Source organism: Flavobacterium sp. GNP010 (assembly GCF_056428945.1).
Genome location: NZ_JBWJVK010000046.1, coordinates 1 through 14,819, shown reverse-complemented (window position 1 = coordinate 14,819; position 14,819 = coordinate 1). Strand labels below are relative to the sequence as shown.

The window sequence follows — 14,819 nt, the reverse complement described above, 5'->3', positions numbered from 1 at the left end:
TTTTTGAGTCCGCTTCACATAGTGTGTTTCTTCATGTTTTTCCATTAGGATACTTTTTGTGTATCGCTATTTCAGGACGGGACATGTATTTAAAAAAAAAAGAGGCTGTTATTTAGACAGTCTCTTTTTAGTTTACATCGGTTTGGCAATGTGTTTATTTTAAATCGAAAATTGGTTTGTCAAATAAATTCCATTTTAATCGTAATCCAACTTCATTAAAAGTAAATCCAGCAGCTGTGGTTGATGCAATATTACTTCGAGTACCATAAACATTAACTAAGAAACGATCAGAGAATTTATAACCAAATTTTGCCTGCACTCTGTAGGTCCATTGTTTAGAATTATCTTCTATAAATTGAAAACCAGTTGCCACATTAGCATTGTAAAACCAAGATTTAGCTTCCACAATTTTCTCATCTTTTAGTATTTCTAAAAATAATTCGACAGCATTAAATCTCTTTGGACTAAAATAGTCAATTGGTACTTGATTTTTAAAAGCAATGTATTGATAGTTAAGCCCGCCTTTTAAAACAGGATTCGACATGAAGTTATAATAAAAAGAGGTAAATAACAGGTTTCGAGAATTGTTGTCGGTTTGAGCCGTGTAAAAGTATTGTGTAAACCATCCAAAATTAAAATTGGTACCCATATTGTAATTTAAATAATAATTATTGGTTGCAATTTGTTTGTCAATTAAATCCGAGTTGAAATTTTGTACTTCCCTTTTATATCCAATTTCTAAATCCTGCAATTTAAATGGTTTTGCTTTAAAATAGGTATTAATCAATAATTGATTGTATTGTACTGTGTTGGAAATTGCTGAAGTAACTCCCGCATCTAGGGTGTAACTTATTTTAGGATGAAACTTATAATCAATTCCTAATAAAAAATCATTGGTTTTTGCACTTACGTTTGTAACGTTGTTTTCAGTTTTTCGATATTGATAGGTTGTGTTTACGGTCCATTTTGTTGATAATGGTATCGAAATAAGGGAGCGCGTAGACATCGCCGTATTGTTACCATTGTCAAAAGAATAGCTTAATTTTTCTTCTAGATACGGAGTGAATTCCCCTTTTATTTTTTTCAAGAAATTTTCGGCATCATTTTGATTTTTGAAAATTTCTAAAGTTTTTGCAACGGCACTCAATGAGTTAGTTACTTCGCCTGAGGCATAGTAGGCATTTGCAATTCCAAGGTTTCCATCAAATGATTTTACATCGTTTCTTAAAATAGCCGAATAGTATTGGATACTTTCTTTAAAATCACTGCGATAAATGGCTAAAGTTGCTGAAAGAGCCAACAGCCAATTTTCATTAGCATATTTGGTATTTAACTCGGATATTTTAAGTTCTGCCAGTTTGTATTTTTTATTCCAAATCAACGCTTGTACATAACGTTCCTGAGTTTGTTTATTGATGTTTACATCATTGTTATCTTTTATTTTTTGGATGGCTTCTTCAGCTAAAGTCAAAGCTTTTTTGTCTTTTCCGTTAATATGCTCAATTAATGACAGTCCGTTTAAGGCAATTATTGGATCATTTTTTGCAATAACGGAATAGGTTTCTTTGCCTTTGGTTATGTTTTTAGTTATTAAATATAGATTGGCTTTGTTTAATAGCGTTTCCTTGTCATTAGGAAAATCAATTAGTATTTCATTATAAAAAGACTCTGCTTGGGTATAGCTTTTTTCATTTACCTTTTGATTGGCATATCCTAATTTTATATATTTTCTGGAAATCAACGGTCCTGGATTACCTGGAGATATTTCTAACGCTTTATTGACTTGAAAAAGCGCCTCTTTAAATTCTTTTAAATTAGATAAGGTATTCGCAAAGCCAAGATGACCAACAAAATTATCAGGGTTTCTCTCAACAAGTCCGCTGTAAAAGACTTTAGCTTCATCAAATTTTTTGTTCCAAAGTAAAGCTTCAGCATAATTCAATTCAATTTCTAAATCACCTGGGTATTCTTTTTTTAAATCTATAAAAAGATCCAATGCCTTTTCGGATTGTTTATTAAGACCGATAGCTCTAGCATAACACAAACGTGCCGTTTTATTTTTAGGATAGTCTTTTAAAATGGTTTTAAAAAACACCTCTGCTTTGTCAAATTCTCCTTTTTCAAGATGGCTAAAACCGGTACTCATATCTTGTGCTCTACTGGTAAAGCTGTAACAAATAAGAACAACGAAAACTAAATTTTTTAATAATTTCATTCGACAATACACTTTGGTTATTTCAATGCAAGTTAGGATAAAGGGATGATATTTGAACTATAGTAAAATGATTTTCAACGAACAATTATAGGGTTTCAAAGAGGATTGCTTTTTTTAATCGAATTTAAGGGAGTAGATTTATAAAATATACTTTACGGTTAATTTTTATTTCACTTGATTATTTTTTGTATTATTGTTACTATTAATTTTAAAAGTAGCCCCTTTTGAATTTACCTTCAATTTCTAAAAAATTAAGTTCAGAGCATATCTTTATGGTAACAATGCTAGTTGTTAATGCTGGAAATTATATTTATAATTTATTACTGGGTAGAATTTTGGGTCCCAGTGCGTTTTCGGATGCTGCAATTTTAATCACTTTTTTATTGATACTTTCATTTCTTGGAATGACTTTTCAAATTGTTGCTGCAAAATATTCAGTTTTGTTTGAAAATAAAATATTACAACTGTTTATTGTTACGGTTACTAAGTTCGCTGTTTGGGTTGGTTTTATTTTTGGTGCAATCATAATGATTTTTAACAATCACCTGCAAGCGCTTTTTCACACGAAAACATCAACAATGTTTGTTGTTTTTGCTTTTGGGATTCCTTTGTATTTTTTGATGAGTGTAAACAGAGGATTGTATCAAGGCAAAAATGATTTGAATAAAATGTCAGCTACATACATAACAGAAATGCTAAGTCGTTTATTTCTGACTTTGGCACTTGTTCTTCTAGTTCCCACTTTGCCAACATCTGTAGCTGTAGCTGCAGGGATATCTATATCTCTTGTTTTTGGTCTTTTTCCATTTCAAAAAAAAATCAGTGCCAAAACAACTATTTCTTTAACGAGTGAAGTTTTAGATACAAAGAGTATAATTACTTTTTTTGCATTAACAGCTTTTTATGAATTCACACAAATCATTATAAATAACAGTGATATTATTTTGGTTAAACATTATTTTAGTGATGAGGAAGCGGGCTTATATGCGTCTTTAGCTTTAATAGGAAGAGTGGTTTATTTTGTAGCGTGGATGTTTGTTATGTTGCTTTTGCCAAAGGTTATATTGTTGAAAAAAGAAGGGAAAGACACCTTACCAATACTTTTGAAATATGTGGTTTACATTGCTGTTCTGTCAGTTGGAATTATCCTTTTCACTTTTTTGTTCCCTGAGTTTGTCGTGAAGGTAATGTTTGGAGCAAAGTATATTTCTATTGCTTTTTTATTATGGAAATATGCATTGGCAACGTCGGTTTTTGCTATTGCAAACATCTTTGCGTATTATTTTTTATCGATTAATAAATACATCCCAGTTGTTATTTCTGCAGTGTTGGGACTTGCCCAAATTGGATTAATTGTTATGTTTCATACTTCGCTGGAGCAAGTAGTAGAAATGCAGATTATTGCAATGCTAGCACTGCTGTTTTTCCAGTTGTGCTTTTTCTTTTATCATAATAAAAATAGTGTTCGTCTCAACTAATAAACCATTCATCGAAAAATATATATTAAAATGCGATGAATAAAGATATTTACAGCACTAAAAATGATGAACCAATGAAAGTAGCTGTAGTAACATCGTTCCCGCCCAGCAAAGTAACCTTAAATGAATATGGGTACCACCTAGTAAAAAATTTTGTTCAAAGAACAGAAGTTTCAGAGTTGCTTTTAATTACAGATAAAACAAAGGAACTAAAACAACTGGATTTTAAGAATAGTAATAAAGTATCTGTTAAGGAATGCTGGGAATTTAATAGTTATGCTAATTTATTCACCATTTGCAGAACTATTTTAAAAGAAAAACCAGATGCTGTATTATTTAATTTGCAATTTGTAAAATTTGGAGATAAAAAAGTCCCTGCCGCCTTGGGCTTACTAATCCCTATGATTTTAAAACTTTTTGGTTTTAATACAATTGTTTTACTGCACAACATATTAGAACAAGTAGATCTCGAGAGTGCAGGGTTTACAAGCAACAAACTAGCTCAAAGAACTTATAATTTCATTGGTACTTGTTTGACTAAGTGTATACTTAAGGCAGACAAAGTAGCTGTAACTATTAGTAAATATGTAGCTATTTTAAATGAAAAATACAAAACTGATAATGTTATATTAATACCTCATGGGACCTTTGAGCTACCAAAAAACCCCAATTTTGATATACCTCAAGGTCCCAAGAAGGTAATGGCATTTGGTAAATTTGGTACGTATAAAAAAGTGGAAATTTTAATTGATGCAGTTGAGTTAATTAGAAAATCTACTCCTGAAGCAATAGAAATCGTAATTGCCGGAACAGATAGTCCTAATACTCCTGGATATTTACAACAGGTTAAAGAAAAATATGCTGATGTTCCTGGAATTATATTCACCGGTTACGTTGAGGAAAATCAAGTCGCAACTATTTTTAACGAAAGTACGATGGTAGTATTTCCATATACTTCTACTACAGGAAGCTCTGGAGTTTTGCACCAGGCAGGAAGTTACGGTAAAGCAGTAGTAATGCCAGATTTAGGGGATTTAAGTATTTTAGTTAAGGAAGAAGGGTATAAAGGAGAATTTTTCAATCCTGAAAGTACAGAGTCTCTGGCAAAAGCCATAAAAGCAATTTTAAATGACGACGATTACCGCAGAGAACTAGCGATGACGAATTACAAGGCAGCTTGTGAACTATCGATGGATAAAATAGTACAAATGTACATAGGCAATTTTAAACAAGTCAATTATAATAAATTATTAAGATGGGTTAATGATTAATAAATAGAAAAGAGGGCTTCTGTTTTCCATTAATATTAATAAATCCAAAGCGTTTCTGTCTCTTTTTTTGCCAAGGCCATTTACCTGCAACCTGATCTGGAACATGAGGAAAATCATAGAGCGTCCACGACATAAAGGCAAAATTATTTTTCTTGAATACGGCTTGCATTTTTTTATGATATTGTGCTTGATCTTCTTCATTCGAACCTCTCAAATTCCATATCCCTTTGTACGATGGCACTCCAAATTCTTGAATTACAATAGGTTTTTTTGTGATTTCTCCCAGATTTTTAGTTTCTTTTTCCAAATCTTCAATTGCATTGTAAAAATGATAAGAAACAAAGTCAACATTATTAGCTAAATGAATCGCTGCTGCAGAATTTGACCAGCCGATAGTCACTAAATGATTTGGAGCATTTTCTTTGACCACAGTAATCATGTGTTCCAGCCAACTTAGGACATTACTTTTATCTCTGTTTTCAAAATCTAAATTGGGTTCGTTCTTTAAATCCCAGGCTAAAATGGCTTTGTGATCCTTAAAGGTAGAAACAATTTTTTCAGCGTGTCTGTGCGTTAAAGTCCAGTTTTCTAACGTATAATCGCTGTAAAAATCAAAAAGGGTAATGATGACAAATAGGTTTTTAGTTGCGGCTAAGTCTAATGTTTTTTTGAGTTTATCTAATTTTTCTTGTTTGACATCAGCTTTGCCAAAATCATCGTATTGAATAAAAATTCGAATAGTATTTAGTTTTGCATTTTTTATAATATCAAAATCTTTACCGATGGTATTTAGGTTAAAAGCATTTCCAAAGGTGTCCCAAGCTGAATTTTTAGGGTAGTAATTTATTCCTTTGACAGTGAAATCAATATTGTTTTTTGTGATTTTATCTCCTTTTATTTTAAACATAGGGTTTGATTTCACACTGTCTAAAGTAAAGGTAGTTTTTTCTATTTTTTGCAAATGGCGCACCCGCCAAAAACCATCTTCCAGCAACATCATTACTTTATAAGTTGCGGTGTCTTGAACTGCTGCAATGAGTTTTTTCTTTTGATATATTTTTTGATATTCAATTACATTTCGATCAGTAAAAACTACTAATTGGCCATCGGCACTGTAAAAATCTAATTTTGGATTGTGTTTTAAGGTTGTGCTTTCAATGTTGATTTCATGTTTTGCATTTTGTTTTATCGCATTGTATAAATTTTGACGGGTGTTTTGCGTATAATAATCTTCAATGCCGGATTTTGTATTGTCTTGCAACGATTTATTTTTGATGTACCAAGAAAAAAGATAATCTTTTTCGATTGTTTTTATGGTGTTAGGTTCCATAATTCTCCCAGGATTATCAAGACCTTCCCAAACAACTTTTGGTAAATAAGTATTAATGGTTTCTTTCTCTAAATGTAGCATAGAAGTTCTGTCAGCACCTGAATTTAAGAAATCAAGTACTTTACTAATACCCAAGAGTAACAACACATTTATAAGAATGAAGGATAAAATGAGAACTGCTCGGATTATATTTCTATTGTTAATGAGGGTCATAGTATTTTGTTTCAGATTTTTGTGTAATGCCTAAAGTAGTGATTTCAAATTGATACTTTTTTTCTTTATAAAAATCAAGAGGAATGTGAAATTTTGCAATTCCATTTGACGTGTCTTCTTGTAAGGTCGCTACTACTTTGTTTTTATGCATGATTCTTACAGTAACTTTTATTCCATTAGGAACCAATTGGTTCATAAAGCTTTTTAATGGACCTACAATCAGTGTTCTGTTTCCATCATAAAAAGTATAATTGAATGTGGATAGGATAGGTTTGTATGCGATGTTCAAAGAGTTACTCTCTGCAATTCCGGTAATATATCCTTTTACAGTATAAAAATCGGGATGATCGGGATGCAATAATTGACCTGTAGCGATTCCTTTTATTGTGGTGCCAAAAGTCTTCAATATTGTATTGTTTTGAGTATTAATAATAAAAGACACCAAAGTTCCATCACTCACGACATTGTCAAAATAATCTTTAATTATCGAGGTTGATAAAGTTGTTATTTGATTGCCGTCTGCAAAATCATGATTTCGAGTGTAATTGATACTGAAATTAGTTGCTATATTGGGGTAGACTTCAGCTTCTATTTCTTTTGTGGCTATGTTTTTACATTCTGTTGATACTAAAATTTTACCGGATGGTCTACTGGAAAATATGTTTTTCCAAGCAATTAAATCTTTGGTTTTTTTGGTATCAATTGTAATGTTGTTTAAAAATTGATTTTTTATTAAAACCGTGGTGTTTTTTACTACTGGATTGTCAAATCCATCGGTGGGAACTGCAACCATCATCGTGAATTCTTTACCTCCTGCCAATATGCTAGGAGGTCCTAAATAATTTTCAATTTGAGTTTGCGTATTTTTATTGGGAATGATTTCAAAAATGCCTTGTGCCACCGTTTCTTCGTCAACAATTAAAAACCAAGATACTGTACCTGTTTTTCTAGAGTAAACTTCGGGAAGTATAAAGGATAATTTTCCGTATTTATAAGTTCCTTTGAGTAGCGTTTTTCCATAGGAATGAATAATATAAAGTTGGGGATTCGTGGTTTTAGAGTCTGATGAAAATTGAATTTTTATCTCATTTCCTGCGACAAAATATTTAGTTTTTGTACTTAGAGTCAAAATTTCCTTTTGAGTTCTTTCCAATGAAGTCCCAAACGCCAAAAGAAGCACGACAGTTAATAAAAAACCGATGTAAATTGTTTTTCTCATTATCTTGGATTTCCAATATAATTGTTAATTTCTACTTTGATGAAATCATAACCCTTACCTTTTACTTTTTGTAGTTGTTCTTTTTCACTGTTATTATTTCTATTTGGGACAACATCTTTAGCAATTGATTCGTTAGATAATCCGTTTACAAAGCAGTTTTGTAAGGAGGATTGTAAAAGTTTTATTTTGCTTAAATCCAGTAATGAATAATCAAAATATTGTTTGCGTTGTACACGTACTCCCGCTCGAACAAAGAAATGATCCACATAAATTAAATTTTTATCACGGTCAAAATACGAAATTAATAACTCTGGAATGGTCACTTCTTGTATTCCAAAATTAAATAAGGTTCCTCTTAAATGGTTGTTGTTTATTTCTAAATCGGATAATGCAACTTGATAATATAAATCGGTTATAGCAACGTTTCCAGCGCATTGAATATCAAATGTTGAAGGAATTTTAATGATATCTAATGGAGTAAATTCATTTGGATTAAACGTAGTTGGTTTTGTATCGGTATTTTTTAACCAAGCAATATCTTCAAAGTTTACTTTGAAACTCGTAATTTCTTTTGGCATTAATTTGTGTTTTATCACATATTTAGCATTATGAGAAGCTAGTTTTTTATTGTTATTGTCATATAAAGTTGCTTTCAATGTAACATCTGCGGGAACATTATCTACGTTCTGTAATTCGCCAATAATAATGTATTCTTTATTAAGTTTGATTAGTTGTGCCGAAAGAATTTCAAGGACAGGTTGTTTTAATACATCATCATGATAGGTCTGTTGGGTAGAAATTGCTCTTCGACCATGTTTGAAAAACCCGGTCCCATTATTAGAGATAAACTGATCCGGAGGAATATCTAAATCAAGTTTTACGGGTGTAATAAACCACTTTCCATTTATTTTAGTCACGTTGTGAATGTATTCCTTAGCTATTATTTCCAGTGGGGTGACCCATTTTGTTTTGGCTACTATTTTGGCGTTATCTTTCGTTTGGTCTAAAATAGTAATATCAATGGCATCTAGTTTAGCATAGGAATTTAATATCCCATCAGCCACCGATGTTTCTAGCATAAATTGAGAAATTGATAATTTGCTTTGCGGATTCATAAACGAATATGCTTTTTCGAATTCTTTAAAATCTATGGCATCATAGTAGGATTTGATAACGTTTTTTGGGCTGATTTGCGTTGAATTGTTGAGGTAAAGTTTATAAACGAAACTCGTAATAATAAGTAGTAAAATGACAGCCCAAATATGTAAAATTAGGATTAGTTTTCTTGAAAAGGTAGTGTACGAAACATTAAAATTGAAAAAAACTGGAGGAACTATTGTTTTTAATTTTAGTGCTTGATATAGAATCATTTGAATGTTTAGCACAAATGCAATAACGACCGTTAGTAAAGGAATAATTCCCCACATTAATTTTTGATAAACAGGGACATCCTCCACGGGAAGGATTTTAGACAATGGTTGAATATTTAGCTTTTCCCAGACCATGATTCCATTTTCAAGCAGCGTTAATCGGTGCCAACCACAGAAATATAAAATAGGATCATAAAACTTATCATTCGAAAAAACATATTTCAAGTTGTATTTTTCAGGAACGGTAAGAAACTGTTGCAAAGATCCAATTCCTTCCAAGCCTCTAAATTTTGAGTTCTCCAAGCGTTCTACCGCTCTGGAAGTCAATTCAGGAAGTCTTCTGGCAGAATGGTAATTGCCGTCTACTGTGAGTGCCTTAGTTTGATACGATAAAGTAGCCATTTGATCTCCAAAACCCAGCGGTAAATAACGCCATTGGTCGTGCTGATCCTGATTAAGGAAATTTATGATGGGTAATGTGTTTATTTTTTGTGGTTGAAACGGCCTGAAATAGCCCATTGTAATGGTGAAAACCGCCATTAATAAAAAGGCTCCTGCCATTAATCCTCCTATGATTTTATAATAGACGGATCCAAATTTATTTTGTACAGCTTCTTTTAAATCTCCTTCAACAAAACGATAAACAAACTCTCCAAACATGGGTAAACTCATAATAGATGCCCATAAAGTGAAACGGTCTAAAGTAAGGATGTTAAAAGCGTTTTTCCCCAAAACCATCAAGGGAATGGGTGTAGTACCTCCTGTTCCTAAGATTATTAATAAAGTTATAGAAAATCCAAAAAACAAATAGCGTTTGCTGTAATATCGATATAAAATGTAGGGTAAAAAGAATAGTAAAATTCCCCATGGAATCAAAAAAAACATCAGTCCAGATGAGGTGACTTCAATAAAATTATCTCGGCTTCCGTGCGGAATAGGAACTTGTGTTATAGGGTTTTTCTTTGAGTTTATCCAATACGGTAAAATACAAACAACAATTAAAAATACAGAAGTGGCGCCAAATAGCACAATCCTTTTGAATAATGAAAGGAACGATTTAAAGAAAATTTTAAAAGTGACCTCTTTGTAATTCGTTACTTTTTCTCTGGAAGTATCCATAATTACCATTCCAATGAGCGGAAAAATAAAAAAAATCATCCCGAAAAGTGGTGTTACATGATGGGAGCAAACTGTAACTGCTAATAATGATATCGAAGAAAAAAAGTATTTGTATTTACCGGTTTTAATCCAAAGATAAATTTCGGGCATCGAATGCATCAAAACAGAGATTCCGATAATACTGGGTAGCTGCCCAAAAATATGAAGCGTTTCTACAAAGGAAGAAGAAAAAACAGCTAAAAGTGCTGTGTAACCAGCCACAGTTCTATTACCTGTTATTAGTAAAGAAAAGCGATAGGCACCTGTAATAAATAGTAAAATACCAATTATGGCTACTGAGAACAATCCAAATTTTAGTCCGCCAATTAATGACAAAATACCGATAGACTGATGAACTAATGGAGGATATCCCATTACTGTAAAGCCGGTGTACCAGCTATAGTTCCAAGGTTCAAACCAGCTACTTGCATAATGATTAGCAAAAAACAAATGAATTAAAGCATCATAGGTATTCTCTAAAGTAAAAAAGATTGCGCTAGAGTGAAATACAAGTCCTATTAAAATAGCCGTTATTAAATATTTATTAGATTTTTCTTTCACTAAAATTTATTATTATCAATGATGTAAATATAGGGAATTAACAATATATTAGTATAATTTTAAAAGGTAAGTGATTTAATCCATTCATCTATACTTTTAGCGCATTCGTCTAATAACTTGCTAAAATTTTCACTATTGAAATAACTTTGTTTACTACTAATATTATAAAACCCCAGACTAATGAAAATACTTATTGTAGATGACCAGGAATTGGTATTACTTTCTTTAGAGAAATGTTTAACAGATTTGGGTTATGAAGTGAAAAGCTCTAATAATGTTTTTGATGCTATTGCTAAATATGATGAATTTTTGCCAAGTCTTGTTATCGCGGATATTAATATGCCAGTATTTAGTAGTATGAGTGATACTGGTCAGATAATTGATAATAATGCTAAAACAGGAGGCTTAGAGATTGTCAAACATATAAAAATGATTAAAAAGCATGATATACCTGTTATGATTTTGTCTGGTAATAATGATGAAGATGTAATTTTAAAAGGGTTTGAATTAGGGGTTTCAGATTACATGAAAAAACCTTTAAGCCTCAATGAGATCGGTGCAAGAGTCAAAAGACTTATAGGTGTAAATAAAGAAAGTTCTATTGACAATAATAATAGATTAATTCAAAATAACTGCATTGGAGTTGTGATTCCTTGTTACAATGAAGAATCGCGTTTGTCAGGCGATGAATTTAAAAAATTTGTGCATAAAAATTTAGGATATCATTTGTGTTTTGTAAATGATGGCAGTAAAGATAAGACACTTGAAGTTTTGCAAGAATTGCGTAAAGGAAAAGAAGAGTATATCAGTATCTACGACTGCGAAAAAAACGGAGGAAAAGCCGAAGCGGTAAGACTAGGAATGTTGCATTTAGCAAAGCAAACGCAATTTGATTATATCGGTTTCTTAGATGCAGATCTGTCCACTAATTTTGAAGATTTTGATGATCTTGTACAAACGATATCCAATTCAAATTATAAAATTGTAAGCGGATCTCGTATCAATAGAATGGGAGCTGATATTGCTAAAGAATCAGCTAGAGCTATAATTAGTAAGACGATCAATCTAATTATTAGAAAAACTTTAGGAATGGATTTTAAAGACACACAGTGTGGTGCTAAAATCATGAGTAAAGAGGTTATAGAAAAAACATTTCAAAAAAAATTCCTGACTAAATGGTTGTTCGATGTTGAAATATTTATGAGAATGAGGAATATATACGGTCTCGAGGAAACTAAAAAAATGGTGTGCGAAAAGCCATTGAATAGATGGGTTCACATGGATGGTTCAAAACTATCATTTAGAGATTCATTTAAAATTATTTTCCAAATTGGTCAAATAGCGATTCATTATAAATAAAAGTACTTAAAAAAATAAGTGCCAAAGAGATTATGTAATTTGCATAGTCTCTTTTTTTGTAGATTTCAATTGGTTTTCATAAGTTTAACAAAGAAAAATGCAAAACGAAATCCAAGAATTAGACAATTAGGCATTACTTTTGCGAGTAAATTTCGAATAAAACTATAAACACTGATTTAATTCAGCTTATCATATGAAAGAACAATTTAAGAAGTTTTTAAACGAGGAACAAGATCCAAAGGCTATCGAAAAAATCGCTGCAAAATTGAGTGATTTATTAATGAAAAATGAAGAGATAGGGTATATCGCAGTGCAAAAAAAACCGGCTTTGACCGTTTTACCGGATGGTATTGTGATGACCAATAAAAGAATTATCATCTGTCAGCCTAAAAACCTAGGACTTTCGATGAATTTTATTGATTATACTTGGGATGAAATTGAAGGTACTTTTGTAAAAGAAAACATTTTGGGTTCTGAATTTTCGTTTACAACCAAAACCAACATGGAAGTTTCTATCGATTATATTCCTAAAATTCAGGCGCGTAAAATTTTTACATACGCAAAAGAACAATTGGATGTTTTGAAAAGTGGATCGGCATTACATGCGACAGTTATTAATGAAGTTCCTGAAATTTCGATAGAAGACGAAGTGGAGGTTATTGAAGAAATGGACACGGAAGAAGTGACTAGTTTTGCTGAAATAATGCCTGTTTCTCAGCCTCATTTCACTGCTGAAAATCACGATTTTGAATCGATTGCAATAAGTCCAAAAGACAAATCTCTAAGCGATTTATCACAAGACGAACTGTTTGAAAAACTACAGAATTATAAAAAATTACTAGACAACGGATTGATTCTACAAGGCGAATACGACGCTTTCAAAAAAGAGATTTTGAGTTTTATGTAAGTTCTCTTAAAGGTCGAAAGTCTTAAAATCAAAAGTCTTAAAGTTAGAATGTTATTCTTGACTTTAAGACTTTTGACTTTTTAACTTGAGGACTACAGTGTTCTTTTTTGCTTTTCTACAAAATTATTAGATTGTAATTCGAGTAAATCAGTGGCGTTTTTTCGCTGTAAATCATACAGTTTTTTATCGTCAGCTATATCGCCGTAGACTTTGTCGTGCATTGTGGCGCTAGTTTTTACAAGCAGAGTACGTTGGTATTTATCTTGTTCAATAGTTGCTTTCAACGCGGTTTCAAGATCTTCCAGTTTATAATCGTATTCCCCTTTTGGAGATAAAAGTTTAGCAATAATTGGAGACGTTTCGATGGCTAAAAACAAGAGCATGATAAAAAACGAAGGCAGCCATGGTAATTTATCCAAGGCATTGATTCGTGCCATTAAACCGTCAAATCCATCAATAATAGGCTGCGTTTCGGTGACTTTCTTATCTAAATCGGTTTGCAGCGTTTTAGTGTTTTTCTCCATAACAGCAATTTTAGCCAAGTTAGTTTTCTGCAAGGTGTCTAGTTCTTGTTTTGCTAAATCATGTTTGGCTATTTTTTCTTTAAAAACGGGGCCTTTGCCTAGCTTTTTGGTTCCTGCAGTTCCTTCGGCTTCGGTGATGTATGTTTCATAAAGCGTATTGACTTCTTTTTCCTTATTGGTGATTTCTAATTTTAGTTTATCGATCTCTGTTTTATTTTTATCCAAATCCGATTTGAAATAATTCGCTACTTCTTTTTTATTATTTAGAGCCATAGCATTTTTCTCTTTCAACAAAACGGTATTGATTTCTTTTTCGAAAATTTTAATTTCTAATGGTTTCGAAATAACAATTGCTATGATTACTGCCAAAATAATTCGGGGAGTAGCTTGTAAAAATTCAGCACCAAACTGGTCTCTTTTTCGAATAGTAGAAACAATAAAACGATCTAAGTTAAAAATTAGCAGACTCCAAACGATACCAAACGCGATAGCGGGATAGATGCTGTCAAATACGGTGAATAAGGCATATGCACTAGCTAAAAAAGCCATTACTGCAGTAAAAAAAACAGTGGCACCAATACCTACATATTTGGTTTGTTCGCCTTCTGAGCAGCCGTCAAGTAGATCTTTGTCTGCGCCAGAGCAAAGGATGAAAAATGATTTAAACATGATTGATTATTTTTTGATGATTGCGTACAAATTTAACGCCAAAAAATGAATCATGGTATAAATACTTGATTTGTTTTTGATTACAATAGTTTTATAAAAAAATAGAGCCGCTCTTTACGAACGGCTCTACTGGATTTGAATTAATAGTAACTTAAGCGTTTGGTGCTCCTGCCATGATTTCGGCATTGGCAAATTCTTCAAATTTGGCGAAGTTAGCTTTGAATTTTGCGGCTAACTCTGCTGCTTTAATATCGTATAATGCTGGGTCTTCCCAGGTGTTTCTTGGATTCAATATTTCACTTGGTACATTTGGACAGCTTTGTGGTTTTGCAATTCCAAATACTTTGTGGTTTTCATAAGCCACGTCGTCTAATTCTCCGTTTAATGCTGCGGTAATCATGGCGCGTGTATATTTCAACTTCATTCTGCTTCCTATTCCGTAAGGTCCGCCAGTCCAACCTGTGTTGATTAGCCATACTTTTACATTGGCATCTTTCATTTTTTTACTCAACATCTCAGCATATTTTGTTGGGTGTAGTGGCATA

General features: G+C 32.1%; 10 protein-coding genes. 4 read left to right on the top strand and 6 right to left on the bottom strand.

All coding sequences use genetic code 11. From position 1 onward, the window contains the following. Nucleotides 1–154: 154 nt before the first annotated feature. Nucleotides 155–2,215 (bottom strand): tetratricopeptide repeat protein, encoded by a 2,061-nt coding sequence (locus tag AC061C_RS14015; RefSeq protein ID WP_478291683.1) that lies wholly within the window; start codon nucleotides 2,213–2,215, stop codon nucleotides 155–157. Nucleotides 2,216–2,439: 224 nt separating this feature from the next. Between AC061C_RS14015 and AC061C_RS14010 the strand changes: the two genes are divergently transcribed. Together AC061C_RS14010 and AC061C_RS14005 are read left to right on the top strand one after the other, a co-directional pair. Further along, nucleotides 2,440–3,693 carry an oligosaccharide flippase family protein gene (locus AC061C_RS14010; RefSeq protein WP_478291682.1) on the top strand — a complete coding sequence of 418 codons (1,254 nt, stop codon included), beginning with the start codon at nucleotides 2,440–2,442 and terminating at the stop codon, nucleotides 3,691–3,693. A gap of 74 nt (nucleotides 3,694–3,767) precedes the next feature. Beyond that, complete coding sequence (locus AC061C_RS14005) at nucleotides 3,768–4,964, top strand: glycosyltransferase (protein ID WP_478291684.1); 1,197 nt, start codon at nucleotides 3,768–3,770, stop codon at nucleotides 4,962–4,964. On the opposite strand, the gene AC061C_RS14000 is transcribed toward AC061C_RS14005, so the two are convergent. From AC061C_RS14000 to AC061C_RS13990, 3 genes are read right to left on the bottom strand one after another with little or no spacing between them, the layout of a single operon-like run. Further along, complete coding sequence (locus tag AC061C_RS14000) at nucleotides 4,954–6,507, bottom strand: glycoside hydrolase family 2 TIM barrel-domain containing protein (protein ID WP_478291681.1); 1,554 nt, start codon at nucleotides 6,505–6,507, stop codon at nucleotides 4,954–4,956. The genes AC061C_RS14005 and AC061C_RS14000 overlap by 11 nt on opposite strands. Beyond that, entirely contained in the window at nucleotides 6,494–7,726 is a 1,233-nt protein-coding gene (locus AC061C_RS13995) for a hypothetical protein (protein WP_478291680.1), read from the bottom strand. The genes AC061C_RS14000 and AC061C_RS13995 overlap by 14 nt, the downstream gene beginning before the upstream one ends. Further along, nucleotides 7,726–10,815: a putative glycosyltransferase family protein gene (locus tag AC061C_RS13990; RefSeq protein WP_478291679.1), complete on the bottom strand. Its 3,090-nt coding sequence runs from the start codon at nucleotides 10,813–10,815 to the stop codon at nucleotides 7,726–7,728. Before AC061C_RS13990 ends, AC061C_RS13995 begins: the two co-directional genes overlap by 1 nt. Nucleotides 10,816–10,995: 180 nt before the next feature. Between AC061C_RS13990 and AC061C_RS13985 the strand changes: the two genes are divergently transcribed. Together AC061C_RS13985 and AC061C_RS13980 are read left to right on the top strand one after the other, a co-directional pair. Next, nucleotides 10,996–12,174: a glycosyltransferase gene (locus AC061C_RS13985; protein WP_478291678.1), complete on the top strand. Its 1,179-nt coding sequence runs from the start codon at nucleotides 10,996–10,998 to the stop codon at nucleotides 12,172–12,174. 193 nt (nucleotides 12,175–12,367) lie between these two features. Next, nucleotides 12,368–13,081, top strand: a complete 714-nt coding sequence (locus tag AC061C_RS13980; protein ID WP_478291677.1) for a PH domain-containing protein — start codon at nucleotides 12,368–12,370, stop codon at nucleotides 13,079–13,081. 92 nt (nucleotides 13,082–13,173) lie between these two features. Here AC061C_RS13980 and AC061C_RS13975 read toward each other — a convergent pair whose 3' ends face one another. Together AC061C_RS13975 and AC061C_RS13970 are read right to left on the bottom strand one after the other, a co-directional pair. Then, entirely contained in the window at nucleotides 13,174–14,274 is a 1,101-nt protein-coding gene (locus tag AC061C_RS13975; protein ID WP_478291676.1) for a DUF4407 domain-containing protein, read from the bottom strand. Between the two features lie 151 nt (nucleotides 14,275–14,425). Continuing rightward, a partial coding sequence (locus tag AC061C_RS13970; protein ID WP_478291675.1) for a phosphoenolpyruvate carboxykinase (ATP) occupies nucleotides 14,426–14,819 on the bottom strand: 394 nt, incomplete at its 5' end.

What these genes read in the sequence shown, in the direction of transcription:
- AC061C_RS14015 (WP_478291683.1), bottom strand. Translation starts at nt 2,215, where the DNA reads ATGAAATTATTAAAAAATTTAGTTTTCGTTGTTCTTATTTGTTACAGC.
- AC061C_RS14005 (WP_478291684.1), top strand. Translation starts at nt 3,768, where the DNA reads ATGAAAGTAGCTGTAGTAACATCGTTCCCGCCCAGCAAAGTAACCTTA.
- AC061C_RS14000 (WP_478291681.1), bottom strand. Translation starts at nt 6,507, where the DNA reads ATGACCCTCATTAACAATAGAAATATAATCCGAGCAGTTCTCATTTTA.
- AC061C_RS13995 (WP_478291680.1), bottom strand. Translation starts at nt 7,726, where the DNA reads ATGAGAAAAACAATTTACATCGGTTTTTTATTAACTGTCGTGCTTCTT.
- AC061C_RS13985 (WP_478291678.1), top strand. Translation starts at nt 10,996, where the DNA reads ATGAAAATACTTATTGTAGATGACCAGGAATTGGTATTACTTTCTTTA.
- AC061C_RS13980 (WP_478291677.1), top strand. Translation starts at nt 12,368, where the DNA reads ATGAAAGAACAATTTAAGAAGTTTTTAAACGAGGAACAAGATCCAAAG.
- AC061C_RS13975 (WP_478291676.1), bottom strand. Translation starts at nt 14,274, where the DNA reads ATGTTTAAATCATTTTTCATCCTTTGCTCTGGCGCAGACAAAGATCTA.